The sequence below is a fragment of the Peribacillus saganii genome (genome assembly GCF_003429095.1).
Lineage (GTDB): Bacteria > Bacillota > Bacilli > Bacillales > DSM-1321 > Peribacillus > Peribacillus saganii.
In genome coordinates, this window is sequence record NZ_QVTE01000048.1 from 31834 (window position 1) to 58079 (window position 26246).

Here is a 26246-nt window from a genome sequence, read left to right on the forward strand (position 1 = left end):
ATAATTTCTACTTTTATACCAATAAGAATAATTTACTTCCAGCCAAATAAATGGAAAAATGCTTTGGATATAGTCCAAAGCTTTTTTGCCTTAATGGATAATATAATCATTCTGATGCAAATCTGGGTTCCGATGGAAGGATTCGTGGCAATCTTCACAAATTGCTTTCACCCTGATATCCCCTGTAGATTCATAAACAATCATATCCTGTCGCTCTTCCTCATTTAAATGGGAAAAACCTAACTGCTTGGTATCCAATGCATTGCTATCAATAGAGCCAAGCTTTGTACCGCAATGCCTGCAATAGTAATGGAGAGCCATTACATAACCCCCTATATTCCATACTAGTTACAGTATGTGCCAGATGAGGGTGGTTCTATTCATTGCAGAACTTTAATCGTGACTTATTAATAGAAAATTAATTATTGATTATAATCATTCATGACCTTTATGAATGGCTTTTCTATCCAATCTTCGCAGGCTGCAGCAATTTTTTCAATAACTTTGCTTAATTCAGTCCATTCCTCCTGGCTGAATCGCCCCAGCACATAATCTACTACAGGCATCCGCCCCACCGGTCTGCCAATCCCTATGCGGATACGATTGAATTCCTGGGTCCCAACATGGGCAATAGTTGATTTGATGCCGTTATGGCCGCCAGCACTTCCTTTTTGGCGAAGCCGGATTTTTCCCGTTGGCAAATCTAAATCATCGTACAATACGACAATATCAGTAACCTCTGCTTTATAAAAGCTCAGCACTGCTTCTATCGATTCACCCGATAAATTCATATATGTAAGTGGTTTAAGCAGCAGAACTTTCTCCCCTTTAACCGCACCGGTTCCATAAATTCCTTTGTGCTTTACCTGATCCAGCGGTATATTCCACTTGTCAGATAAGTAATCAATTGCTTCAAATCCTATATTATGCCTTGTTTTTTCATATTGCTTTCCTGGGTTACCAAGCCCAATAATAATCTTCATTCAATACACACCGTCCAAAATCCTTCTATTTTAGAAAAGCCCAAGTGCCCTGACAGAGGAACGTCGATGCCAGCACATCCTACCATAGGAAGAACGGCTAAAATCGCGACGTCCTCAAAAAGCCGTCGCTTTGTTTCGTGCGATGAAGCGCTGCCGAAGCATTCCTTGTTCTGTGGCGAAACCGGCACTAGCACGGCCTGGGCGTTGAAGCTAGACATTTCTTATCATTTTAAAAGACGTAACCATTCTTTGGTTACGTCTATTATAACATTATTTTTTCCCATTCTGGCTGTAGCAGTTTTGACTCTTTTCGACACGGAAAAGCGGAAGCGGCCTGTTTAACGGAAGAACGGCTAAGACACCTACATCCTCATAAAAGGAACGCCCTCACAAGCTGCAGCTTTGTGAGGGCGATGTGCCGCTGCTGAAGCATTCCTTGTCTTGTGTATCGGGTTTATGCTCTTACACCTAGATATTAGTCTTAGCTGAAAAAAATAAAACTACCGTAAGTCCAAAATTTATTCTGGCTGTGTTTCTCTGCCCTCAAGATTATCTGGAATACCTTCAGATTGCTGCTCCCCAGTACTGATTTCCTCTTCCTGCCTTGGGGGCAATATGGAAGCGATGACTTCCTCATCTTCCTGATTAATAGTAAGATTATAATTACTTTTAATATCTTCTACTGTAATTACGTCTCCTACCTGCATTTCAGTAACGTCCACTTCCAGGGCATCTGGAAGATCTCCCGGCTTCGCTGTAACTGCCACTTCATGGAGAGACTGCTGCAGAACTCCTCCGTCCTTCACACCCTTTGAGTCTCCGGTAAGCGTTAAACGCACATGGGCATTGATCTCGGTATTCATATTAACCGCTAAAAAATCCGCATGATAAATTTCACTTTTTAATGGATCATACTGATAATCTGTAAGCATCACATTTTGATGACTGCCTTCTAAATCAAGAGAAATAATGCCATTTCTCCCTACTTCTTTAATCGTTTTAATTAAGTCGCTGTTGCTCACGAAAATAGATCTGCTGCCTACTCCATTCCCATAGACAACTGCAGGAATATTTCCTTCATTCCTTAATTGCCGAATGGCTGATTGACGAGAAACCTTACGTTCTTTTGCCGCTAATACATTACTCATATTCATGCATCTCTCCTTTCAAAGATCAATTAATCTGTCTTTTAAAAATTGCCCTTATCCCCTCTTCTTTAAACGTTATTTTGAACATAAAAAGAAACCCCGCCTTTACGACAGAGTTTCTTTTTAAAGTATAAGAACTTATAACATTTTAACAAAATGCATATGTCTAGCACTTTTTTATGCTGGAAATAAAGCTGCAACACACAGAGCAAGAAACTCTGCCGCAGTAATACTTCGCACGAAACAAGCGGCAGATTTGCGGGAATGTGCTAATGCCAGCGCCGCCACAGAACGAGGGTTAGCCGTTCTTCCTCTAAACAGGGCGCTTGCAAATTTCTTTTAATCAAACAAAGTACTAACAGATTGTTCTTCATGGACACGAATGATGGCTTCACCGATCAGTGGAGCTACGGAAAGCTCAACAATCTTACCAATTTTCTTTTCTTCAGCAAGAGCAATAGTATTTGTCACAACAAGCTCTTTAATTGTTGAATTCTTGATACGCTCAATAGCGGGACCCGACAGGACTGGATGCGTACAGCATGCATACACCGCTGATGCTCCGTTCTCCACAAGTGCATTCGCCGCCAATGTGATTGTTCCGGCCGTATCAATGATATCATCGATTAGGATGGCAGTCTTGCCTTCGATATTACCTACAATATTCATTACTTCAGCCACATTCGGCCGAGGACGGCGTTTGTCAATGATCGCAATCGGTGCCTTCAGGCGGTCTGCCATCTTCCGTGCACGGGTTACACCGCCATGGTCAGGTGAAACGATAACGATATCACTTAAATTCTTTTCTTTAAAGTAATCAGCTAAAATAGGTACACCCATTAAATGGTCAATAAGAATGTCAAAGAACCCTTGAATTTGTGGAGCATGCAGATCCAAAGTAATAACACGGGTTGCTCCTGCCGTTTCGAGAAGGTTTGCCACAAGTTTTGCAGTAATTGGTTCGCGGGCACGAGCCTTACGATCCTGACGGGCATATCCATAATATGGCATCACAATATTGATAGTCTTCGCCGAAGCACGCTTAAGTGCATCAATCATGATCAATAATTCCATTATATGTTCATTAACTGGTGCGCTTGTTGATTGAATTACAAATACATCGCATCCGCGAATACTTTCTTCAATATTTATTTGAATTTCACCATCGCTAAAACGAGTAACAGAACACTTTCCAAGCTCGACTCCGATCGCTCTGGCAATTTCTTCAGCTAATCCGAGGTTGGAATTTAATGAGAAAACCTTAAGATTCGGGTCAAGATACTGATTCGACATGTGAAGCCTCCAATGATTATTTATTAAATTTTAATTGATCAACATAGTTTTCTTTATTCACTTGACGGGCACGCGCTACAGATAAGCTTTTCGCCGGTACATCCTCGGTAATCGTAGAACCTGCAGCAACATATGCTCCTTTTCCAATTTTGACAGGAGCGACAAGATTGGAATTACAGCCGATAAACACTCCATCTTCTATCTTGGTAAGGTGCTTGTTTTTACCGTCGTAATTAACGGTAATAGATCCGCAGCCAATATTTACATCGCTTCCTACTTCAGCATCACCTATATAGCTTAAATGTGAAGCTTTGCTTCCCTTTCCAATTACCGCTTTTTTAATTTCTACAAAGTTCCCTATTTTTACTTCGTCAGAAATATCGGATTGCGGACGAATATGCGCAAATGGTCCAATATTAACATCCGAACCAATTTGGCTTTCATGAGCAACTGACTGACGGATGGTTGTACGGTCACCAACTGAACATTGCTTAATTTCCGTATTTGGACCGATTACACAATCACTGCCAATTGAAGAGCCTCCCGCAATTGTCGTTCCAGGGTATATCACAGTATCCTGTCCAATTTCAACATCAGATTCTATATAAGTGTTAGCAGGATCAATAATGGTAACTCCATTTTTCATATGCAATTGATTTATTCTATTTCTAAGAATACTCTCTGCTTGAGAAAGAGCTACACGATCATTAACACCTAATGTTTCATCAAAATCACCTGTTTGGAAAGCAGTGACCGCTTCGCCTTTTGATTTTAGAATTTCTATTACATCTGGGAGGTAATATTCACCCTGCACATTATCATTTGAGACATTTTTCAATGCTTCAAATAAAGCTTTGTTATCAAAGCAATATGTCCCTGTATTGATTTCCTGGACTGCGCGTTCTTCCTCTGAGGCATCCTTATGCTCAACTATCTTTTCAACAAAGCCTTCCTTATTACGGATGATCCGGCCATACCCTTCAGGATTTCCAGCAACGGCTGTTAAAATTGTTGCTTTGGCATTCATTTCTTCATGCGTTTGAATCAGTGCTGCCATTGTTTCTGCCTTAATTAACGGTGTATCGCCGCATACCACGAGGGTTGTCCCTTCTTTACCGGCCAAAACACCTGCCGCTTGCATGACAGCGTGAGCAGTCCCAAGCTGTTGATTCTGCAGTACATAATGGCATACTTCTCCCAGCTGATCCTGAACTTTATCAGACCCATGTCCAACAACTGTCACGATTTCCTGTATATCAAGCCTATTAATATGATCTATTACATGCTGTACCATTGGTTTTCCACATACCGGATGGAGCACTTTATACAGTTTGGATTTCATTCTAGTGCCCTGTCCAGCAGCCAAAATTACCGCGTAGTGATTTTTCATAGCAGGCCTCCACTTTACCTTTTTATCCATTTATGAATATATCGCAAATAGTAGTTCATTTCAAGAATACATAAAGAAGTACAAATTATTGTCAGATATGCCAAGTGGGAATTCCGTTATGGGAGATTGTATTTTGGTTTAGAAAAGGGGAAAGTGAGGTAAATAATAAAGGGATTAAAAAGAGCCTTACTTATGAAGCAGGCTCTTGGTGTTAGTATGCGTATTTCCTAGGAAGCACCCGCTTCTTCCAGTTCTACTTCTTCCTCAAGTTCTCCTAAACGGTGATATTCAGTCAATACAGCATCCTGAATTTTTCCGCGTGTTGAGGAATTAATCGGGTGAGCAATGTCACGAAACTCTCCATCAGGAGTGCGTTTGCTTGGCATTGCCACAAATAAGCCATTATTGCCGTCAATTACACGAATATCATGAACAACAAACTCATTGTCCAAAGTGATAGATGCAATCGCTCTCATACGGCCGTCAGTATTAACGCGGCGTAATCTTACGTCAGTAACTTCCATTCTGTTCACCACCTTTTTCCCTTTAATAAAGACTTACTACATACTTCAACGCAGGACTGTAAATCTCCTTCTAGTAAAATAAATTTTTTTGAAAAAAAAGGACAATCTGGCGATGAAAGGAAAAATGGTTACAAAGAGGGTTTACCAATAGCACAGAAAGCGATGTTTATTACGATAAAGTGGTGAAAAGATTTTCGGAAAAAACAGGATTTTTGCAAGGTGAAAGTGTCTGATAAATTTTTGTATCTTTTTTCAGCAGAAAAAAAACGCCCGTTTTACTTAACGAGCGCTATTACTTCGATTTCTACTAAAGCGTCCTTTGGCAGGCGGGCAACCTCAACAGTGGAACGTGCGGGTTTATGGTCAGTAAAATACTCCCCGTATACCTCATTGATCTCAGCAAACATGTTCATGTCTTTAATAAAAACCGTGGCCTTAACTACTGTATCAAGTGAAGCTCCTGCTTCCTTCAATATTGCTTTAAGATTTTGAAATACTTGGTGAGTCTGGTCCTTCACATCGCCTTCAACCATCAAGCCCTCAGCAGTTAGTGGAATCTGACCTGAACTGAAGAATAAATTATTTACGATAATCCCCTGAGAATATGGTCCAATTGCGGCTGGCGCTTCCTTAGTGTAAACAGTTTTCATGTTGCTTTCCTCCCACATATTATTTTTTTCTTTTAAAGTAATTTCCATGGCTGACACTAATTTTCTTCTCAACTACATCAACACCTGATAATTTCACCAATGAGATATAGTCATCTACGAGACGATCTTCTGCCTTTTCAGATTCTACTAATACGGCTATCCCGGCAACAGTAGCTTCGAATTCTTCCAATAACGAAATCATTCCATTAACTGTCCCGCCCGCTACCATAAAATCATCTACAATCAATACTCTAGAGCCGGTTTCAAGGCTGCGTTTTGAAAGCACCATGGTTTGAATCCGCTTTGAAGATCCGGAGACATAATTTATACTTACTGTTGACCCTTCAGTAACCCTGCTGTCCCGGCGGACTATGACAACAGGGACATTTAATTGAGCAGCTGCAGCATATGCGAGCGGAATGCCCTTTGTAGCCACTGTCATTACTGCATCAATTTCCTTGTTAGCATAGGCAGTAGCTATTAAACGCCCTACCATATTAACAGTCTGAGGCTGCCCAAGTATATCATTCATAAATAAATAACCGCCTGGCAGCAGCCGTTCAGGTTTTGCCATGATCTCACACATTTTATCAATAAAGGTAACAGCATCCTCGTCCTTGATGTTGACAATGTACTTCACACCACCGGCAGCTCCTGGAACTGTTATCAGCGTTCCAATGCCCCGTTGTTCAAAAGTTTCCTTTATAATCGTTAAATCTTCACTGATCGATGATTTAGCCGAGCCGTAACGATCAGCAAAATAGGTAAGCGAGATGAGCTGGCCTGGATTTTCAACTAAATAATTCGTCATATCTACCAGTCTTTCGCTTCTCCTAAACTTCATAATGGCCACCTCCAATTCGAAACCGAATATTTAAGGATAACATACCATTAATGTACGTATTTATTCAACACTATTTCGATTTCCGAGCAGCTGAACTGCATAAACCTGTTCACAAAAGCCTCGGAGTCCGTTATAAATCCGCTGCATTCTTGAATCGTGCTCTACCAAACCAAACACGGTTGGTCCACTTCCGCTCATCAATACCGCATCAGCACCGAATTTTTTCATCTGATCTTTAATATTGGCAACCTCTGGATAAACCTGCAATGTAACATTCTCCAGGACATTCCCTAATCCCGCGCATACTCCTTCGTAATTCTTTCTTTCGATTGCCGCTATCATTTTATTTACATCAGGATGCTTCACGGCAGAAAGATCCAGCCTCCTATACACATCGGCAGTGGAAACTCCAATTGTAGGCTTAGCCAGAATCACCCAGCATTTTGGCGGTACCGGCAAATGTGTAATTTGTTCTCCCCTGCCGCGGGCAAGGGCTGTCCCTCCGTACACACAAAAAGAAACATCCGAACCAATCTCCGCTCCAAGCACTGCCATTTCGTCCAGCGACAAATTTAATTTCCAGAGTCTGTTCAAACCTCTTAGCGTAGCAGCCGCATCACTGCTTCCCCCTGCCAATCCCGCAGCCACAGGAATATTCTTTTCAATCGAAATCGCAACACCCCTGCGGATATTAAATCGCTCCTTCAAGAGAGCAGCTGCCTGGTACGCTAAATTCCGGCTGTCATCCGGGACAAACCGGTTATGTGAAAGGATGATGATTTTATCCCTGTCAATATCAGCAAATTCAATCCGGTCGGCCAAATCCACCGTTGTCATGATCATCTCTACCTCATGATAGCCATCCGGACGCTTAAAGAGCACATCGAGCGCTAAATTTATTTTAGCCGGTGCTTTCTCCATAAGCTTCAATAGTTCCACCTACTTTACGTTCTTGGAAGTTCTTGTCCTATTTTATCATATTTGTTTACATTCTAAAGGTTTTTTAAAGCTAATTTCAATGGCATACCGGTGAACCCATGAAGAATGGAACATTCTTAAAGGATGGATGAGGGTTTTGATAGAAAAACCTTGCCAGAACTCTACATTGGCAAGGTTTATGATTATAGTTGTAATGCGGCAGGTCCGGTGTATCAGTGTACCGAACCCGCCTGGCTTGCCACAGCATGTTATCTAAGTGACTGCAGTAAAACTGGAAAATTGCTGGACTCTCTTGCTTAGCTTTTGTTCATCAGCTGTGATTGAGCTTTTTCAATCGCAAGTTTGACCAAGTTTCCGGCATCCTTGGCCCTGATGCCTCCCCAGCCCTCCCTTTGGACAACGTCATAAAAGCCTAATTCCTTCGCAAGTTCTTCCTTAAACCCTTCCGTCATTATGCCTCTTCTTCTGCCCAATGCTAACAACCCCTTCCACATGCTGTGACACTCATAGTGTTAGTTAAACAACGGAATTTCATTAACCCCCCCATTTTTTCCCTCAGGATGGGGAAAAGAAGCAGCCTTCTGGTCAATGGTTTCCGCCTTCGCATACATGAGGGACCTTACTTACTACCATATGTAGAAAAAAGGATAAAATAAAAAGCAGTAAACAAATGTTCACTGCCGTTAAGACTACATGTCCTGCTGTTTTGATAAAAATGTTAATTCTACAGTTTCTGTTAATACATCCGCATAGCTGTAAGATACTCGTTCAAATGCGTTTTCATCCTGGTCAAGCTCGATTACAAAGACTGACGGATATGTTTCCGATAACGTTCCAAAGCGTTCAACGGTTTTTCTTCTCCCGCCATTTGCTTTCAAAAGCAGCCTCTGTCCTAAATTGGAGTCGAGTGCTTTTTTAATATCAGCTAAAGTTTTTGGCATTTTCGATCCACCTCACTACGTGTAGTATAACACAAACTTTTCGTACCGTCAAATAAAATATAAAATTATATCAGCACTTAAAATTGTTTGTCAATGATTTTTTGTCGCAAATTTCATCGATTATCAACATTTTTTAGAGTAACCAAAATATCCGGAATTATGTATGGTTCGAAATCACCGGGATTGTCCGGCCCAGATATTGAAACTGACCGCATGCTGTCTTCATACCCTTCTCTTGATGCAAGAAAACACGCCTTACATAAAAAACGAGCTGCCTATAATTAAGCAGCTCACTTTATTCCTCGGTTAACTTATTAAAGGGCATACCTGTCCGTAAAACACCCCTTGTTTCAATCCCGCCCAGTCCCTTTTCTCCTGTTAGGGTATTTCGTAAGACATCCCATACGTGAATCCGATCTGTGAACGGGGTAAAACTAATTTTTGCTACGATATACACCGGGTCAAGGGCATGAATATTCACTCGAGATGGAGAACTAGCAAAGTTGGCCCCTGCTAAAATTAGAGATTCAAAATGAGATTGGCATGCACCAGCGAAAATAACCAACTGGTCCAAGTGAGAAATTTTTTTCCTGGCTGCACGGACCGTTTCCACAAAAAACTTTGAATTTCTATATGCATCGATATCTGTCATTTTGCCCTTAGATTTTGTGTAGGCATCATGACCGGTAATCACTAGTATGTCTGGGCGGTACTGATCCAGGAGTTGTTCAATTCTTTCTGGCATTTCCTTCTCAAGGCAATGTATTCCTTGAACAGGAATACCTATCTTTTCATAAATCGCGAGACACTTCCCTAGATACATCGGATCACCATCAAGATGAAGCACTCTGCCCGGGATTTGGAATAGGTCTCCATTATATCGATAACCTCTGCTTGCTTCGTACTCCCGCTTTTGCTTCAAAAGCTCTTTATCCTGGGAAAACAGCCGGAATGATTGATCCAGCAATTCATCATCCTTTTTCTTACGAATATCCCTTTCCTGCTCATCGACCTTGAGTAAATCTTCAAATGGAGCATCGGCGATCAGCCTGAGATCCTTCCCATACAATATCGCAAACGGCACACCATCGATTTCCTTCACATTAATTACACGAAATAAAATATCGCATTTGTAGGACCTGCGCCCGACTATGTCATTGACCTCAAACTTCATGCTTTTCACCTCAGACAAGCAATAGTCCATCAAAGAAAAGCGCAAGCGCCCCGGAAAAAGGAACGTCGACTAGGTTCTTGCAGGGTTGAAATTTAAGGCCATTTCAACCTCCGTTGTACCAAACGTCGACGCCAGCACATCCCTCACAAAGCTGCCGCTTTGTTTCGTGCGATGTAATGCTGCCGTAGCGTTCCTTATCCTGTGCAAGTCCGACAGCATAAGACAAGAGCTGAAAGAAGGCACTTTTTGCCTTCCGAAGTGCTTGGCTTATGACCAAGGTTGCGATGACACTTGATCGCAACACAGGGGTGTGACGGTACTTGGTCACACAGCATTCGAGGCCGGCTTAAACCACCACATTCCTGTGGCGAAGCCGGCACTAGCACGTCCTGTGCGTCGGGGCTGGGCGCTGGAGCTAGACATTTGTACTCGTTAAAAGAGTTTTACTTTCTTATCCATTCAATAAAACTAATACTCTTTCTTAAGCTATGCAGATGAAATAAAAATGGTGTAGCGTCCTTTTAGTTGATGGATGGCAGGTTATGCTGGGTAAAACAATAAAACCCTGTCATTTATGAAAACTATGACAAGGTTCTGCAGCTTCTATTCTGTTACAGATTCCGAAAATCCAAGCAGTCCATCACTTAGACGGGCGAATTCCTCTATAGATAAAGTTTCCCCTCTTCTGGTAGGGTCAATCCCAACTGAGTCAAGTGCAGCAAGAATCACTTCTTTTTTTTCCTTGCCGTCTGGCAGCTGGCTAGTCAGGTTATTTAAGATCGTTTTTCTTCGCTGGGCAAAGCTCGCCCTTACAACATAAAAGAAAAAAGTTTCATCCTTTACTTCCACTATAGGCTTGTCCCTTTTAGTCAGTCTGATAACCGCTGAGTCGACATTCGGCTGCGGCACAAAAACTGTCTTTGGCACAACCATGACTGTTTCTGCTTTTGTATAATATTGAATAGCGATCGATAATGATCCATATTCCTTTGTACCCGGAACTGCTGCAATCCGGTCAGCCACTTCCTTCTGGAGCATAACAACAATGCCTCGGATCGGCAAATGTTCTTCCAAAAGCTTCATAATAATAGGTGTAGTTACATAGTAAGGAAGATTTGCTACAACCATCAAATCTTTTATCTCAGAAAATTGTTCTTTAATGACCCCTCTGACATCAGCCTTTAAAATATCCTGATGGATGATCTTTACATTATCATAGGGCGACAGGGTTTCGTTCAAAATGGGCAGAAGCCTCTGATCAATTTCAAAGGCGACAACCTTTTTGCTGCGTTTGGCCAGCTGTTCCGTCAATGCTCCAATTCCCGGCCCTATTTCAATTGCTCCGCTTTCTTCAGTCAATTCAGCATGATCTACAATTCGTCCTAAAATATTTGTATCAATAAGAAAGTTTTGGCCAAGGCTCTTTTTAAAAGAAAATCCATATTTTTCAAGTATTGCTTTCGTCCTTATTGGAGTTGCAATGTCCTTATGCATGCTCTTCCTCCTGTCTGATCTGCTTTAGCGCCTTCACAAATTTCTCTTTGGTAATTTGGAACATCTTCAGCCTTTTATACAGCTGTTTGCCATTTGTATGGCCAATTTTAAGCAATAATCCAAGCTTTTCCCGCCGTTCCTTTGCACCTGGTCCGCCAATCAGCCCGGCATCCATCAAATCTTCCGCAGAGATTTCTTCCTGGGCCTCTTCAAGCATCACCTGTGCTTCCTTTAAAGCATTGCGGATTGATTCAGGGGACGCATATTCTACGCCGATTCCTTTTCCCGACTTTGGCAGTGCTGCTTTTTTCGGCAAAAAGGCATGCTTGCAGCCCGGGACCCTTTCGTCAATAATTTTCCTGATTTTTTCACCCGGGAAATCAGGATCTGTAAAAATAATCACGCCGCGGATTCGCTGGGCATGCTTCACTTGCTCAATAACGTTTTCATTCACTGCTGAACCATTTGTTTCTATCGTATCAGCATCAACAGCCCTTTTTACCGCAACTGTATCGTCTTTTCCTTCAACCACAACTATTTCTTTAATTTTCATTTTTTCCTCCGAAATGTGAAACAATATCTGCTTTAGATCGTCTAAATATGTAGTGACCTTTCTTAGGATATATAGTTCCAGCGCACAGGACTAGAATGCTGCGTCAGATTACATCGTATCAAACAAAGCAGCAGCTTTGTGAGGATGTTAGCGGCCGGCGTTGCCACGGCGAAAGGTTTAAGCTACAGCACTGGCGATCTAAGCCGGTCTGCCTTAGACAGGATGCTTGCACTTTTTTAGTATCTTTTTATATTACAACAAATATCATGAAGAATGAAATGGGATCCGTCTGTAAGCTGATTTTCCCCTAAAGCTAAATATGATCAAGCTATTGACAGCTAAAGGATTTATTTTGCCAAACGACTATTAGGATGTCCAAATTTCTATCAGCAGAACACCTGCCAAAAGCGAACTGACAGTAAGAAGAACAGATTAAGACGCCCCGTACTTAAAAATGCTGTACTAGCACATCTTGTGTGCCGGGGTTTCATTTAAAGTTACTGAACGCTGGAGCAAGAGATAGACCCGCTTCTTCGTAATCCTAACGCGAGATTTTAGTAATTCGTAACAATAAAAACGACAGGGGCTCATATCCCCTGCCAAAGTCTTTTCTATTTAGTTTAACACCCTAATCTGTACTGTTCGATTTCCCCACTGGTAAGCAGTGGATTTCGAAGGGAAAAACACGTCTATTTTATGTCCTCTGATAGCTCCCCCTGTATCGGCGGCGATTGCGTAGCCATACCCTTCCACATAAACTTTAGAACCAAGGGGTATTACTCTTGGGTCAACGGCAATAACTTTAGCGCCTGGATTACTTCTCAAGTTAAGCCCTGTTGCCGTCACCCCGGAACAGCCATTACAGTTTGCAGTATATGCAGTAGACGAAACATAAAACTCCCTGCCGCTTCCAGAAGGTGATTCTTTGTCAGACCCGCCGCGTGATACTTGCGCGATAAGCTGCTTGGACCCTACCGCGATCACTTTATCTTTTTTGGCGCGTACTGTTTTTTCAGAAAGCAGTGTCCGTTTTACTTCTTTTCCGTTTTCTTTAATCACTTCGTATTGCTTTGAAGTAAGGCCTTTTTGACCTTCTGTAATTACTTTTTCCTTGCCCTTTTGAAGGGTGCTGTCTTTCTTGGTTACTACTGCGAAGTTAATTGGTTCTTCCACTACATCGGTGACTTTTTCTATTCGCACGACATTTACAACGCTGTTTGCCTTAACTTGTTCACCTAATCCTGGTTCAACCCGGTCAAAGTCATTAAGTTTGACACCTTGCTGTTTTAAAAAGTCAGCGACCGTAGTCGAAGTTGACCAAACCTGCTCTTCGATCCCGCTATCCACTATTTTTATCGGGAATGCTTTTTCGATGGCTATTTTCATTTTGCTTTGAAGCGTCGTATCAAAGGACTGGCTAATCTTATCCTTTTCAGTTACTTCAAGCTTTTGTTCCTTCAACAGTTCCCCGACAGTATCTGCTGTCGTCCAGACATTTATTCTTTGGTCATTCTGAATGATTTCAACTTGCTGCGCTGGCTTCCAAACCACATTCAGATTGTCCTTGATTTTTGTATCCTTCGAGGGATACAGATAATCTTCTGCTTGAACGGTAATCTCTAAATCTTTTAAAATACCTTCAATCGTAGGTGCATGAGTCTTAACTATCCTCTTCTGCCCATCTAATGTGAGCGCTACCGTGTTCTTCGTTCCCTGGTAGAGTAACAATCCCATTGCCCCTGAAAATACGGTTATACCCGTGATCACAATGGCTAGTTTCTTCTTTCCAAAAGATCTGGAAAATAGGTTTTTCATATTAAAAGAATAAATGAAAAACTCCTCCTTCCTCTCGGTGATTATATAGAGATTCTAATCAAGGTGTCAACCTAAGCACTTTATTCGCGGAAAGTATCTCTTATTATGCATACTCTCTCTCAAAAAAGAAAGGTTGACTTCTCGACATGGTTATCCTATGAATCGAATGAGAATTGTAGAACTTTTAAGAAACAAGTTTTTCTTGTACAAGATTATGTACTATCCGACAAAAATCTCTGTCAGGATATGCCGAATATTTTTTTTGCATTGGCTGTTGTAATGTCTGCAATCTCTTCAAATGTCATATTCCTAATTTCAGCTATTTGTTCTGCTACTAGCTTCACATAGCCTGGTTCATTTCGCTTTCCGCGATGTGGATGCGGAGTGAGATACGGGCAATCTGTTTCAATCAAAAGTCGGTCAAGCGGAACAGCGGCAGCCACCTCTTTCGGTTTCTTCGCGTTCTTGAACGTCACCGGCCCGCCGAGTGAAATATAAAAATTCATCTCTACACATTGCAGAGCTGTTTCAGCGCTTCCACTAAAGCAGTGCATGATACCGCCTACTTCTGCCGCATTCTCTTCCCTTAGGATTTCTACTATATCTGCTGTAGCTTCACGGTTATGTATCATAATGGGGAGATTAACCTTTTTGGCAAGCTGGATCTGTCTCCGGAAAACATCCTTTTGGATCTCCTTTGGTGATTTATCCCAATGATAGTCCAGGCCCATTTCGCCTATTGCAACTACCTTCGGATGGCTGGCTAGCTCTTCAATCCAGTTCAAATCATTGTCCGTCATATCAATTGCATCAACCGGATGCCAGCCAACACACGCATAAATAAACTCATACTGCTCTGTTAACTCCATGGCTCTCGTTATCGTAGGCCGGTCAAAACCTACCACTACAATGTTACTAACATCCTCCTTCCTGGCTCTCTCTATAACCTCTTCTAAATCCTCTTCGAATTGCTCTGCATTTAAGTGAGCATGTGTATCAAATAGCATTAGATTCTTCCTTTCTAGCATCTAGTGTATTATTCAATCTTACAAACAATGTTTAACATTTTTGTAACAAATTTATTACAATGGAAAGGGGACTGCTCTTTTGCTCAGTTTTTTAAATTATTTATATTCTACATAGACAAGCATACTTTGAAAAACAATTTGCTCTCCTGAAAGCACTCTTTATTTTTTTGAAAAAACATTATTTCCTATACAATTATTTTTCAAAATATTATTTTAAACTAAAATAAAAAACTTATTTTCTTCAAGTAATTGGATTTATTCTTCAATAAACCTATGCTAGTCCTAAGTTATTTATTATTTCAACAAAACAAAAATAGCATAACAATGTTTCATGTGAAACATTGTTATGCTATTAACTTTTATTTTACTTTCGATCCGTTTGGCAGTGACGCATCAACAGTTGCCAGTGATAGCTGTCCGTCCTGGCTACCCGCAAGAATCATTCCTTGTGATAGTTCTCCTCGCAGTTTAACAGGCTTTAGATTGGTGATACATATCACTTTTTTCCCTACCAGGTCCTCTGGCTTGTAGTATTGGGCAATGCCAGATACAACCTGTCTCTTTTCATACCCAAGATCCAGCTGGAGCTTCAACAGTTTGTCTGTTTTTTTGACAGGTTCTGCATGAAGCACTTCGGCAACCCGTAAATCAACCTTCATAAAGTCATCAATTGTAATTTCCTCTGTTTCCGGAACTTCAATTGCCTTCGTTCCTTTCTTCTCTTCCGTATCTCCAGTGGTTCCGCCCTGCATCTTTGATTTAATGTATTCAATTTCTTCCTGCAGCTCTAGTCGTGGGAAGATCGGATCTCCCTTTACCACCTTTGTTCCAGAAGCAATCATGCCAAACTGTTCTAAACTATCCCAAGTTTTTAAAGCTTGATCTTCGATTCCAAGCTGGGCATAAATCTTTCCAGGTGTCTGGGTCATGAAAGGCTGAAGCAGGATGGCAACCCGTCTTAGTGTTTCAGCAAGATGAACCATCACGCTTCCAAGTTCCGCCCGGTTTTCTTCATCCTTTGCAAGGGCCCACGGTTTTGTTTCATCAATATATTTATTCGTCCTGCTTACCAGCTGCCATACTGTTGAAAGGGCAACTGAAAAACTCATATGTTCCATCGCTTCTTCATACTTATTTACTGTTTCATTATTTGCCAGAAGAAGGGCATTATCAAATTCGTTTTCCGAGCCCTGATAAACTGGTATGATGCCATCAAAATACTTATCAATCATCGCCACTGTCCTGTTAAGGAGATTACCAAGATCATTGGCCAAGTCAAAATTTATTCGTTCCGCAAAGCCCTCTGGCGTAAACACGCCATCCGAACCAAATGGCACTTCACGAAGCAAATAATAACGAAGAGCATCAAGGCCATATCGGTCAATCAGTGTCATAGGGTCAACTACATTCCCCTTTGATTTTGACATTTTTCCATCCTTCATCAACAGCCATCCATGAGCAAATACCTGTTTAGGAAGCGGAAGATCAAGTGCCATCAGCATTATCGGCCAATAAATCGTATGGAAGCGGACGATCTCCTTACTCATAAGGTGTACATCAGCCGGCCAATAGTTTAAATAATTAGCATCATCATCAGTTCCATACCCAAGAGCGGTAATATAATTGGAAAGTGCATCGATCCAAACGTAGATGACATGCTTCGGATCCCCTGGTACCTTGATTCCCCAGTCGAATGTTGTCCTCGAAACAGCCAAGTCCTCTAAACCAGGTTTGATAAAATTATTAATCATTTCATTCTTACGGGATTCTGGCTGGATGAAATGAGGATTCTGTTCATAATACTCAAGCAAGCGATCAGCATACTTGCCCATCCTGAAGAAATACGATTCCTCTTTTACAAGTTCTACTGAATGCCCGCTGTCAGGGCTTTTGCCGCCAATAATTTTCCCATTTTCATCATAAACTGGGTCGACCAATTGTAATTCAGTATAATACGTTTCATCGGAAACCGAATACCATCCTTCATATTCATCCAGGTAAATATCACCCTGTTCCATCAGTTGACGGAACATTTTGGTTACTACTTCTTTATGCCGTTCATCTGTGGTACGGATAAAATCATCATAAGAAATATCCATATTCTTCCACAGGTTTTTGATGCCAGCAACGATGCCATCTACATAAGCCTGTGGAGTAATACCTGCTTCTTCAGCCTTACGCTGAATTTTCTGACCATGTTCATCCGTACCCGTCAGGTATCTTACATCAAAGCCTCTCATTCGTTTATAGCGGGCCATTGCGTCTCCCGCTACTGTTGTATAAGCATGTCCTATATGTAAATTTCCACTCGGATAATAAATAGGTGTTGTTATATAAAAAGTGTTTAACTTTTCCTTCATCTCGTTCCCTCCAATTTATTCATGCCATCCTAATTTTAGCCATGTCCATTTCACCGAATACCCCGATTTTCCTCAATATCTATACTACCATCTTCAACCTGCTTTGCTGAATAAAAAAGCGAATTTCTGCTATAAATTTCTTTTCTTGGGCCATAAGACGCTTCTATTAACAGAATGATATCATTATGTCAGCTTTACCTATTTTACTTATAAAATATACATATGAAAAGTACAAGAACCCTGATCAGCCAAGATTCTGGTTCTTACATGTTTGGCGATTTATTAAAAATACTGCTTACTTTATCTCTTTAAAAAATTCAACAACTATGAAAGTGTTCCAATTGTCGAATGAAGTCGATTATATTGTCGAACCATTCCAGGTTTTTACACTTTTTGTCCCTCAAAAATGGATTCTTCCTACTTTTTAATTTTATTAAGCCTTACGATTACTGGCTTTTATGACAATTGTAAATTGTTGCTATAAAATCATTGACGGATTTGGGAATGGCTGGTATATTTAATATATATAAAAACTTTGTCGAATTATGACGAAAATTAGATATAAAATCGGGTACGACTTAATTATCGAGAGGGGAATTGGGTATGAAGTCAACTGGCATTGTAAGAAAAGTAGATGAATTGGGGCGTGTGGTAATTCCAATCGAATTGCGCCGCACATTGGGAATTGCTGAAAAGGATGCTTTGGAAATCTATGTGGATGATGAGCGTATCATTCTAAAGAAATACAAGCCAAACATGGTTTGTCAGGTTACTGGTGAAGTATCAGATGAGAACGTCTCATTGGCTGGCGGTAAATTAGTTCTGAGCCGTGAAGGGGCAGAACAATTATTTAAAGAAATTCGTGAAACGTTCGAAGTAGTGAAATAATAGTGAAGTTCATGACTTTAATATAAAAAAAAACCCTTGCCGGTATTCGGCAGGGGGTTTTTGTATGCTCATTTTAAAATGCATTAAACCGCTCTTGCGTGCCAACTGCGCTAGAAACGATTATTCCTATTCCTCAACATGATAAGCCTGATATACTTCCCGTTTATTAATTCCCCGGTCTTTTGCCGCAAGCTTAATAGCTTCTTTTGAGGACAGATTCTTGCTTTCGATATAAAATTCGACATGTTCCTCAATTGTTTTAGTTTCCCACCACTTTACCACGGGTTCTTCTTCTGCCTCTGATGCTCCCTCAACCACAAGACAAAACTCTCCTCTTATTTCTGTACTCAAAGCCCAATCAAGTGCTTCACTGACTGAACAGCGTATGAACTCTTCAAATTTTTTGGTCAGCTCTCTGCAAAGGACGATTTGCCGGTCACCTGCTACTTCAAGAAGCAGCTTCAACGTGTCCTTTAGGCGGTGGGGAGACTCATATAAAATGAATGTTGACTGAAGTTTTTTTAAACCCTCCAGCTCACGCCTTTTCTCTTTAGACCCTCTTTGCAAAAAGCCATAAAAATAAAAAGGCTGAGGAGGCAAACCCGAAGCAATCAGCGCCGTAAGCGCGGCATTCGCGCCTGGAAGCGGAATGACTGTAATTTTTTCTTTTATGGCTTCCTGGACAAGCTCGTACCCGGGATCAGATATGGTCGGCATGCCGGCATCGCTAACAAGAGCAATGGTTTGCCCGGAATTTAGCCGATCAATCATTTGCCTGCCGCTTGCCTGCTTATTATGTTCATGGTAACTTACCACAGGTGTCTCGATCTCGAAATAATTGCAAAGCTTTTTTGTGTTGCGGGTATCTTCCGCAGCTATGACATCCGCTTCCTTCAAGATGCGCAATGCCCTGTAGCTAATATCTTCTAAATTGCCGATCGGGGTTGGAACCAAATAAAGAGCAGGTTCCTGTCCCTCTTTTTCAAAGCTCTTCTGCTGCCACATCGAAAAAATCCGACTCCTTTTCAATAATTTCTAACTTCGTCGGCCGTGTTAACTGCTTAAATCGGTATTCCGCTCTCATTGCTTCCGGCTTTGATGGAAACTCTTTGGAAAACACTAGTTCGACAGGTCCCCTGCCGCGTGTATACTTTGCTCCTTTTCCTTCATTATGAAGGCGGATCCTTTTGGTCAGGTCGTTGGTATAACCTGCATAAAGACTGTCATCCTTGCACCGCAGCACATAAAAAAAGTGCTTATTCGTCGCCATATAATATTTTACGGATATCCGGAGTATATTCATTGTTTTCATCATAAACAATCAGCGGCGGCAGTATTTTCAGATCAGGTTTTCCATCCTTAATTCCTTCAATAAGAATGGTATTCGATTCTTTCGCTAGCTTAGGATAAACAAACTGGAGACGCTTTGGCTCAAGCCGATATTTTTTCATTAAGCTTAAAATATCCATTAACCGTCCAGGACGGTGGACAAATGCAGCCTTCCCCCCCTGGCGAAGCAGCTGGCTGCTGACCTGAATAACTTCCTCTAAAGTAATCATAATTTCATGCCTTGCAATAGCGAGATGTTCATTCAGATTGATTTCTTCTTTAGAAGGGGTAGGAAAATAAGGCGGATTACAGGTTATTACTTCATATTTTCCATGACCGAGTAATTTGGGCATATCCTTAACATTACCATGAATCATGTCAATTCTTTCGGAGAGGCCATTGAAATGCACACTTCTTTGCGCCATATCATAGAGCCTTTCCTGAATTTCTACCCCGGTGATGTTTCCCTTGGTACGGGTGCTCATTAATAGCGGAACCACTCCGTTACCCGAGCATAAATCAATCAGCTTTCCCTTTTGAATTGGGACCTGTACAAAACGTGAAAGCAAGACGGCATCCAGGGAAAAAGAGAACACAGAGGGGCTCTGGATAATTCTCAGTTCCTCCGCAAGCAAATAATCAAGCCGCTCATCTCCTTTAAGCTCAACCATCAATAGACCTCCTGCACATGTATGTATAATTTCTGGGTTTTAAAAAAGCTGGCTATGGATTGGTCCCTTTTCCTTATCAAACCGATGTAAGGAGCGGGACTCTTCCCTAGAGCCAGCCATGAATTATTTTTTATTTAAAAAGGAGAGGCAGAACATACAATCCCCATCTTTCCTTGGACTTCCAAATTGAAGATTGCAAATATGAAAGCCTTCCTGGTACAGGCGGGCAAGATTATCATATCCTTCCCCAATATCCGCCGATTTATCGTCTTTACGGTTAGCCTGTCTCTGTTTCTTTTCAGCCTTTTGTAAAAAACCGTTCACTGAATCTTGATCTAATCGTCTGCGCAGATTATCGTTTTCAAGCTTAAGTGAGTTATTCTCTTCCAGAATTTCAGCAAGATGCTGCTTTAATGCTCCCAGTTGCTGGTATAAATGCCCTATTTGGGCTTCCATATTCGTTACTGAGTCAAACACTTCTTTTTTATCCACGCTCTACACCACCTTATTAATCTGTGGCTTGAATAGATATGGCTCCCTCTTTTAGAATCTCATCTAAAGTATACTCTAATACTCTTTCTTGTTCGATGATTTCAACCTGAAGCACTCGTTCTAGAATATTAAGCCCTACTACCTTGCCTTTTCCGTTAGGGGTATCAATATATTCACCCAGATCAGGAAGTTCTTCTTTCGCACTTTCATATTCATCATTTTCATACTTTAAGCAGCACATTAAACGTCCGCAAAGACCGGATATTTTAGTCGGATTCAAGGATAAGTTCTGATCTTTGGCCATTTTGATAGAAACTGGCTCAAAATCGCCAAGGAACGTGGAACAGCAAAGCATCCTGCCGCACGGACCAATTCCCCCAAGCATTTTTGCCTCATCCCGGACACCAATTTGACGCAATTCAATACGGGTACGGAAAATGGATGCCAGGTCTTTCACCAACTCCCGGAAGTCCACACGCCCATCCGCTGTAAAGTAGAAAATGACCTTATTACGGTCAAATGTATATTCAACATCAACCAGCTTCATATCCAACTGATGTGCTTCAACCTTCTGGCAGCATGTTTCATATGCTTCTTGTGCGGCTGTTTTATTTTCTTCCACAATCAATCTGTCTTTCACATCCGCAATTCGGAGCACCTTTTTCAACGGCAAAACAACATCGTTGTCACCTACTTGCTTGCGAGCCGTCACAACTTTCCCAAACTCTACACCGCGGACAGTCTCAACAATAACATACTCATCCTTTGGTATGATTAAATCGCCCGGGTCAAAGTAGTATATCTTGCCCGCTTTCTTAAAGCGGACTCCTACAACATCATACAAATGATGATCCCTCCTGCAAATTCAGCACAAGCTGCTCCATCAACAGCTGTGGATTTGTATTGGACATCAGTTTCCTCTTGGCTTCCAAAATAAAGCCCATTTTATCTGCCAGGCGCTTTTGGGAAATATGGAGAGCGTGAGATTCATATTCACCAATATTATTCCGAAAAATCACAAGATTCGGCTTGTCCAACTGAATGTATAATAAATCTTTATAGATAAGAAGTAATAGATCAAGACCACGGTCCAGCTGTTCTTTATCTTTAAAATGCAAAAACCATTCCTCCTGAAGATACAATAAAGCCTTCAAGGGATTTTGCCTCTGCATTTCATATAATTTTAACACTATTTTTTGGGCTTGTGCAAACCATTCTTCTGAGCTCCATCGCAAACCTTCTTCAAAGCTATGCGTAAGGTGGGAAATAATAGATGAAGTTTGAGGGTCGACTCCGTTTTCTACTAGCTTATCTTTCAGTCTTTGGGGAGACAAAGGCTTAAACGTCAAGGCCTGGCAGCGGGAAAGAATAGTAGGCAGAATCCGTTGTACCTGTTCGGTAATCAAAAAGGCATTAGTGTCCGCATGTGGCTCTTCCAGAAATTTCAATAAACTGTTAGCTGCATTTACAGACATTTTATCAGCGTCTACAATCGTATAAATCTTTCTTTTAGATTCGACACTTTTTTTAGAGAATTCATCCTGCAATTTTTTTATTTGGTCTTTTTTTATGGATAATCCATCCGGCTCCACAATATGGACATCTGGATGGTTTCCGCTTGTAATGCGCTTGCAGTTCGCACATTGCTCGCAGGGCATATATTCATCAATTAATTCAAGACATAGGAGACTCTTTGCAAAGAGCTGGGCCACCTCCCGTTTGCCTGTACCCTTCTCCCCTTCTAAAAGGTATGCATGAGCAACCCGGTTCTTTTTCATAGTGCTTTTTATCATATTTAAAATATCTGGCTGAATCGCCTGGAGTTCTCTCCAATTTTCCGTCAAAAAAATCATCTCACTTAAGTGTATAAATTAATAAGAAGGCCTTTGATTTCACCTATTTTATTAAGAATATCAATAGAATTTTTTTCTTTATTGACTACTTCTTCGGTGATTTCTACTAATTTTTCATCAATCGTTTCAACAATCTTTAAAGGACGGCTTTGGCCAAACTGGTTCCAGCTGTTTGACTGGTTTAGCTCCATGCCAAAGTCAACAGCTTGGCGTACAAATCTTTTTACGAGTGTTTTAAACTTCGCCAGATCCTTAAATGTCCGGGAACGGGAAAGCCTTTCTCCTGCTCCTTCTATATCAACCAATAATTTATTTAAAACATTATATTGCATTTTTTGATCTTGTTTTTGTACCATCTCTTGAAACCTAACATTGCCGCTGGATAACTGTTTTGCATCTGCTCGCGGCTTATCTACTTTTACATGCAATTCCTGATTAATTTTCATTTTGACTGCACATCCTTTAAAATTGAAGGAAATTTTCAATAGGTAATACAAATACCGTGGCCCCGCCCACTTCCACCTGTACAGGATAGGGAACGTAAGCATCTGCATTTCCGCCCATAGGGGACACAGGGGCAACCAGTTGTTCGCGTGACTGGCAATTATCCTTAATAATTTGCAGTGCTTTGTCCACACGGATATCATCCGTACCAATCATAAAGGTAGTATTTCCTGATTTCAAGAAACCTCCGGTTGTTGCCAGCTTTGTTGCCCTGAAATTATGCTCAACCAAGGCGCTTGATAATTTGTTGCTATCCTTATCCTGTACTACAGCAATAATCATCTTCATCTGTTATTCCCTCCAAATGTAGGATACCGTTTACTCTATTATTTCTATTATAACAATTATTTTTACCCAAAACAGAGCCTAACAGGCATTTTCGTTTAATAATAATCATCTGGGCTAATTTATATGGCAATACTATCATCTGCAACATTCTTTTATGTTGCCACGCAGGTTATACAGTCCTCCTTACATGGAAAAAAATTTGATCAAAAAAATCTCTGCTAAGTAGGCAGAGATCATTGTAATTTTCGGCTGATAATTTCTAACATTTTATTTTTCGTTTCCTCCAGGACGCTCTCGAGCTGCTTTCTGGCATCGATGATGTGAAATCTTAGTGGATCTTTCTTCATTACAAGAAAATAACCCTCTCTAACCTTTTTATGAAACTCAAGCTTTTCCAGGTCCAATCTGTTTACTTCCCTATCACCGCTTTTCTGAATCCTCTTTAACCCTTCTTCAGGCTCTATATCGAAATAGAAAGTGGCATCAGGCAAAAATCCTTCAATCGCAAACTGATTTATTCTGTAAACCTCATCAATCCCCAGACCGCGGGCATGTCCTTGATAAGCCAGGGAACTGTCTATAAAACGATCGCACAGCACAATTTTCCCTTGCTCGATAGCAGGCTTCACCCGTTCAACTAAATGCTGCCTTCTCGCAGCCGCATACAGCAAGGCTTCCGTTCTTCCATCCATTTCGGTATTTTGCTTATTTAAAATAACATGACGAATCTGCTCAGAAATGGAAATGCCACCTGGCTCCCGTGTCAAAAGAACATCATGGCCTTGGCTTTCAAGTAATTCGCAAGTTTTTTGTAATACAGTTGTCTTTCCCGCACCGTCCGGACCCTCTGCGGTGATAAATATTCCTTGTTTCATTATGTTACCCCCAACTTATGTATCCGTTTCAGTATACATGATTTAACGCCGATCGGTCAGGATTATTCAAAAACCAATAACATACCATCTGATAAGGTCTCTCCGCCATGAAATCTGGCCCCTGCCTTCATTAGGTCTTGAAGATAGCTTATCCTGCTTTCATCAATCGTCTCTCCAGCCATGAATAACGGAATGCCCGGAGGATAAGGAATAACTGTTTCCGCAATTATCTTTCCTTTGCACTCCTGTATAGATGCCAGTTTATTTGGTTTCTGTTTCATTTCTTTATATGTTAATTTCGGTTTTGAAACAGTGAGCTTTTTATAAGGATACGTGATGCTTGAGATGGATTCATCTTTCTCGGCCATCATAACTGCTTCGGTTACGCGTACTATTGTTTCAGTAAGCGGATAATTTGTTAATGACAACGGTAAAACAAATAATATATTTTTTAAATCTGCCAGTTCTGTATATACTCCCTTTTCTTCAAGCAATCTTTGAAGATTGTACCCTGATACCCCATCTGCCTGGAGGGTAATTTTTAAAGGATCAACGATCATATTTTCCTCTTTTGAAATTTTGACTCCTGTAATTTGTGAGAGTTCTCTTTTAAACCTGGTGCTCTCTTCAATAAATTTGAGCTTATCCTTTTCTGCATAGGTTGCTGCAAATTGCCGTGCAAGATCAAGGGAAGCCATGATTGGATAAGAAGGACTGCTCGACTGCAGCATCTGCAGAAAAAACCGTATTTTTTCTGAGTCAATCTTGTCACCATTGATATGTAAATAAGAACCCATTGTCATAGCGGGCAGCGTTTTATGGGCTGACTGAATCACTACATCCGCTCCTGCTGTTAATGATGAAACTGGAAATGGAGCACCTAACGCAAAATGGGCCCCATGAGCCTCATCTACTAAAACAATTATGTCTTTCTTATGTGCAGCAGCAATCACTTCCGAAATATCCTCACTAACCCCATAATAGTTGGGGTATGTTAAAATAATTGCCTTTGCCTCGGGATAGATGGCCATCGCTTCGGTCACTGTTTCCTTCGTTACTCCTCCGGCAAACCCCCATTCCTCATAGTAAACAGGCTCCAGATATACCGGCTTCACATTTGCCAGCATTAAACCATGCAGGATTGATTTATGGCAATTACGCTGCACCAGAACGGTGTCGTCTTCATCACAGGCAGCCAATATCATTGCCATATTTCCAGCACTGCTGCCACTCACTAAGAAAAAACTTTCCTTAGCACCATAAAAATCCGCTAATAATTTTTGCGCTTCTAAAATGGGGCCCTCTGGAGAATGCAAATCATCCAGCCCTGATAATTCCGTGGCATCCAATTGAAGCACTCTCTCAAAAACATCCTGTCCCTTCTTGTGAAAAACCAATCCATTTTTATGTCCCGGAACATGAAAAGAGATTGGTTTCCTTTCAGCATGCCGCAGCAGTGCCTCATACAAAGGCGCCCTGTCTTGATTCATCATCATCTTCCTCACATTATGAAGTATGATTATTTTATCAAAATTTCTCTAGGAAACACATATATGGGTGATTGTGGAGATTCACCTGAAACTAAAAAAAGGATTCTAAGAACCCTTTTAGGAATAAATCTCTGGTGTCGTCACCTTTTTAAGTTTATTTAAATAAAATCGATATTGTGGATCACTTGTTTCTGTCCTAACCATTTCCTTTTCACAATCTCCGCAAATAAAAGATGTATATAGATGTATGCCTAAAAGCTTGGATTGTTCGCAAATGATGCAGGTTTCACCAACTTTTTTAACCGCAGCTGTTGTTTCCACCCTTTCCACCTCCATGCCCTTATTCTTCCCGATAACCCATTATTGTATACAATTTTAAGAATTTTTTAACCATCAATTATCTGCCTATAACAATGTATGTAATAACAAGATACTGTGTGTATGTCTATAAAGAAGTTTTTTAGAAGGATCAGATTTTTAAATATCACTAGAAAAAAATACGGCCATCCTTTTAGCAGATCCTTCATTTTGCCCGGTAACCTCCTACCCTCCGCAGGACTTGCACAGGGTATGCTGACTTATATGTTGGCCCCAGGACGTGGCGCTCTAAGCCTTGGTTCCCTTTCCTTCTAGTTCCCCCCATTCAGGTATTTGCCTTACGGTTCCAGAAAAATAAAAACGACCAGCATCAGCTGATCGTTCATTTGCCTGGCAACGTCC

29 protein-coding genes are annotated in these 26246 nt (G+C 41.0%); 1 reads left to right on the plus strand and 28 read right to left on the minus strand.

From position 1 onward, the window contains the following. Positions 1-90: 90 nt before the first annotated feature. From D0469_RS16535 to metG, 17 genes are all read right to left on the minus strand, one after another. Positions 91-321, minus strand: a complete 231-nt coding sequence (locus tag D0469_RS16535; RefSeq protein WP_117327829.1) for an anti-sigma-F factor Fin family protein — start codon at positions 319-321, stop codon at positions 91-93. A 101-nt stretch (positions 322-422) separates the two neighbouring features. Next, on the minus strand, positions 423-983 hold the full coding sequence (gene pth / locus D0469_RS16540) for an aminoacyl-tRNA hydrolase (protein ID WP_117327830.1): 561 nt from the start codon (positions 981-983) through the stop codon (positions 423-425). A gap of 518 nt (positions 984-1501) precedes the next feature. Further along, entirely contained in the window at positions 1502-2131 is a 630-nt protein-coding gene (locus tag D0469_RS16550) for a 50S ribosomal protein L25/general stress protein Ctc (RefSeq protein ID WP_117327857.1), read from the minus strand. A 339-nt stretch (positions 2132-2470) separates the two neighbouring features. Further along, positions 2471-3424 carry a ribose-phosphate diphosphokinase gene (locus tag D0469_RS16555; protein ID WP_117327832.1) on the minus strand — a complete coding sequence of 318 codons (954 nt, stop codon included), beginning with the start codon at positions 3422-3424 and terminating at the stop codon, positions 2471-2473. A 16-nt stretch (positions 3425-3440) separates the two neighbouring features. Next, entirely contained in the window at positions 3441-4814 is a 1374-nt protein-coding gene (glmU, locus tag D0469_RS16560) for a bifunctional UDP-N-acetylglucosamine diphosphorylase/glucosamine-1-phosphate N-acetyltransferase GlmU (protein ID WP_117327833.1), read from the minus strand. 227 nt (positions 4815-5041) lie between these two features. Further along, a complete protein-coding gene (gene spoVG / locus D0469_RS16565; RefSeq protein WP_101597275.1) occupies positions 5042-5338 on the minus strand; it encodes a septation regulator SpoVG in 297 nt (98 codons plus the stop codon). Between the two features lie 275 nt (positions 5339-5613). Further along, positions 5614-5988: a 2-iminobutanoate/2-iminopropanoate deaminase gene (gene ridA, locus D0469_RS16570; RefSeq protein WP_117327858.1), complete on the minus strand. Its 375-nt coding sequence runs from the start codon at positions 5986-5988 to the stop codon at positions 5614-5616. A 19-nt stretch (positions 5989-6007) separates the two neighbouring features. Next, positions 6008-6832 (minus strand): pur operon repressor, encoded by an 825-nt coding sequence (purR, locus tag D0469_RS16575; protein ID WP_117327834.1) that lies wholly within the window; start codon positions 6830-6832, stop codon positions 6008-6010. 60 nt (positions 6833-6892) lie between these two features. Continuing rightward, a complete protein-coding gene (gene ispE / locus D0469_RS16580) occupies positions 6893-7762 on the minus strand; it encodes a 4-(cytidine 5'-diphospho)-2-C-methyl-D-erythritol kinase (RefSeq protein WP_117327835.1) in 870 nt (289 codons plus the stop codon). Between the two features lie 305 nt (positions 7763-8067). Continuing rightward, a complete protein-coding gene (locus D0469_RS16585; protein WP_142919198.1) occupies positions 8068-8244 on the minus strand; it encodes a protein sspF in 177 nt (58 codons plus the stop codon). 216 nt (positions 8245-8460) lie between these two features. Next, on the minus strand, positions 8461-8712 hold the full coding sequence (gene veg, locus D0469_RS16590; RefSeq protein WP_117327836.1) for a biofilm formation stimulator Veg: 252 nt from the start codon (positions 8710-8712) through the stop codon (positions 8461-8463). Positions 8713-9007: 295 nt separating this feature from the next. After that, positions 9008-9886, minus strand: a complete 879-nt coding sequence (gene yabG, locus D0469_RS16595) for a sporulation peptidase YabG (RefSeq protein ID WP_117327837.1) — start codon at positions 9884-9886, stop codon at positions 9008-9010. A gap of 603 nt (positions 9887-10489) precedes the next feature. After that, positions 10490-11380, minus strand: a complete 891-nt coding sequence (rsmA, locus tag D0469_RS16600; RefSeq protein ID WP_117327838.1) for a 16S rRNA (adenine(1518)-N(6)/adenine(1519)-N(6))-dimethyltransferase RsmA — start codon at positions 11378-11380, stop codon at positions 10490-10492. Beyond that, entirely contained in the window at positions 11373-11933 is a 561-nt protein-coding gene (gene rnmV / locus D0469_RS16605; RefSeq protein WP_117327839.1) for a ribonuclease M5, read from the minus strand. The genes rsmA and rnmV overlap by 8 nt, the downstream gene beginning before the upstream one ends. 615 nt (positions 11934-12548) lie before the next feature. Next, the gene (locus tag D0469_RS16610) at positions 12549-13748 is read right to left on the minus strand and encodes a G5 and 3D domain-containing protein (RefSeq protein ID WP_117327840.1); all 1200 of its coding nucleotides are present in this window, start codon (positions 13746-13748) and stop codon (positions 12549-12551) included. Between the two features lie 239 nt (positions 13749-13987). Then, positions 13988-14755: a TatD family hydrolase gene (locus tag D0469_RS16615; RefSeq protein WP_117327841.1), complete on the minus strand. Its 768-nt coding sequence runs from the start codon at positions 14753-14755 to the stop codon at positions 13988-13990. A gap of 380 nt (positions 14756-15135) precedes the next feature. Then, on the minus strand, positions 15136-17136 hold the full coding sequence (metG, locus tag D0469_RS16620; protein WP_117327842.1) for a methionine--tRNA ligase: 2001 nt from the start codon (positions 17134-17136) through the stop codon (positions 15136-15138). A gap of 597 nt (positions 17137-17733) precedes the next feature. Between metG and D0469_RS16630 the strand changes: the two genes are divergently transcribed. Next, positions 17734-18024, plus strand: coding sequence for an AbrB/MazE/SpoVT family DNA-binding domain-containing protein (locus tag D0469_RS16630; protein ID WP_199478556.1), 291 nt, complete (start codon positions 17734-17736; stop codon positions 18022-18024). 126 nt (positions 18025-18150) lie between these two features. Here the strand turns inward: D0469_RS16630 and rsmI are convergent, their stop codons facing one another. The 11 genes from rsmI to D0469_RS16685 all read right to left on the minus strand — a co-directional run bounded on the left by rsmI (position 18151) and on the right by D0469_RS16685 (position 25862). After that, positions 18151-19029: a 16S rRNA (cytidine(1402)-2'-O)-methyltransferase gene (gene rsmI, locus D0469_RS16635; protein ID WP_117327845.1), complete on the minus strand. Its 879-nt coding sequence runs from the start codon at positions 19027-19029 to the stop codon at positions 18151-18153. Beyond that, positions 19007-19294, minus strand: a complete 288-nt coding sequence (locus D0469_RS16640; protein ID WP_117327846.1) for a GIY-YIG nuclease family protein — start codon at positions 19292-19294, stop codon at positions 19007-19009. Before D0469_RS16640 ends, rsmI begins: the two co-directional genes overlap by 23 nt. Next, positions 19281-20024, minus strand: coding sequence for a tRNA1(Val) (adenine(37)-N6)-methyltransferase (locus D0469_RS16645; protein WP_117327847.1), 744 nt, complete (start codon positions 20022-20024; stop codon positions 19281-19283). Before D0469_RS16645 ends, D0469_RS16640 begins: the two co-directional genes overlap by 14 nt. 123 nt (positions 20025-20147) lie before the next feature. Next, positions 20148-20516, minus strand: coding sequence for a DNA replication initiation control protein YabA (gene yabA, locus D0469_RS16650; protein WP_117327848.1), 369 nt, complete (start codon positions 20514-20516; stop codon positions 20148-20150). A 16-nt stretch (positions 20517-20532) separates the two neighbouring features. Next, a complete protein-coding gene (locus D0469_RS16655) occupies positions 20533-21360 on the minus strand; it encodes a PSP1 domain-containing protein (RefSeq protein ID WP_117327849.1) in 828 nt (275 codons plus the stop codon). Next, positions 21353-22360 carry a DNA polymerase III subunit delta' gene (holB, locus tag D0469_RS16660; RefSeq protein WP_117327850.1) on the minus strand — a complete coding sequence of 336 codons (1008 nt, stop codon included), beginning with the start codon at positions 22358-22360 and terminating at the stop codon, positions 21353-21355. Before holB ends, D0469_RS16655 begins: the two co-directional genes overlap by 8 nt. 14 nt (positions 22361-22374) lie before the next feature. Continuing rightward, positions 22375-22815 carry a YaaR family protein gene (locus D0469_RS16665; protein WP_117327860.1) on the minus strand — a complete coding sequence of 147 codons (441 nt, stop codon included), beginning with the start codon at positions 22813-22815 and terminating at the stop codon, positions 22375-22377. A gap of 16 nt (positions 22816-22831) precedes the next feature. Further along, on the minus strand, positions 22832-23161 hold the full coding sequence (locus tag D0469_RS16670) for a cyclic-di-AMP receptor (RefSeq protein WP_117327851.1): 330 nt from the start codon (positions 23159-23161) through the stop codon (positions 22832-22834). 233 nt (positions 23162-23394) lie between these two features. Then, on the minus strand, positions 23395-24036 hold the full coding sequence (gene tmk, locus D0469_RS16675) for a dTMP kinase (RefSeq protein ID WP_117327852.1): 642 nt from the start codon (positions 24034-24036) through the stop codon (positions 23395-23397). A gap of 62 nt (positions 24037-24098) precedes the next feature. Next, entirely contained in the window at positions 24099-25526 is a 1428-nt protein-coding gene (locus D0469_RS16680; protein WP_117327853.1) for an aminotransferase class I/II-fold pyridoxal phosphate-dependent enzyme, read from the minus strand. Between the two features lie 117 nt (positions 25527-25643). Then, positions 25644-25862, minus strand: a complete 219-nt coding sequence (locus D0469_RS16685; RefSeq protein ID WP_117327854.1) for a sigma factor G inhibitor Gin — start codon at positions 25860-25862, stop codon at positions 25644-25646. Positions 25863-26246 lie beyond the last annotated feature (384 nt).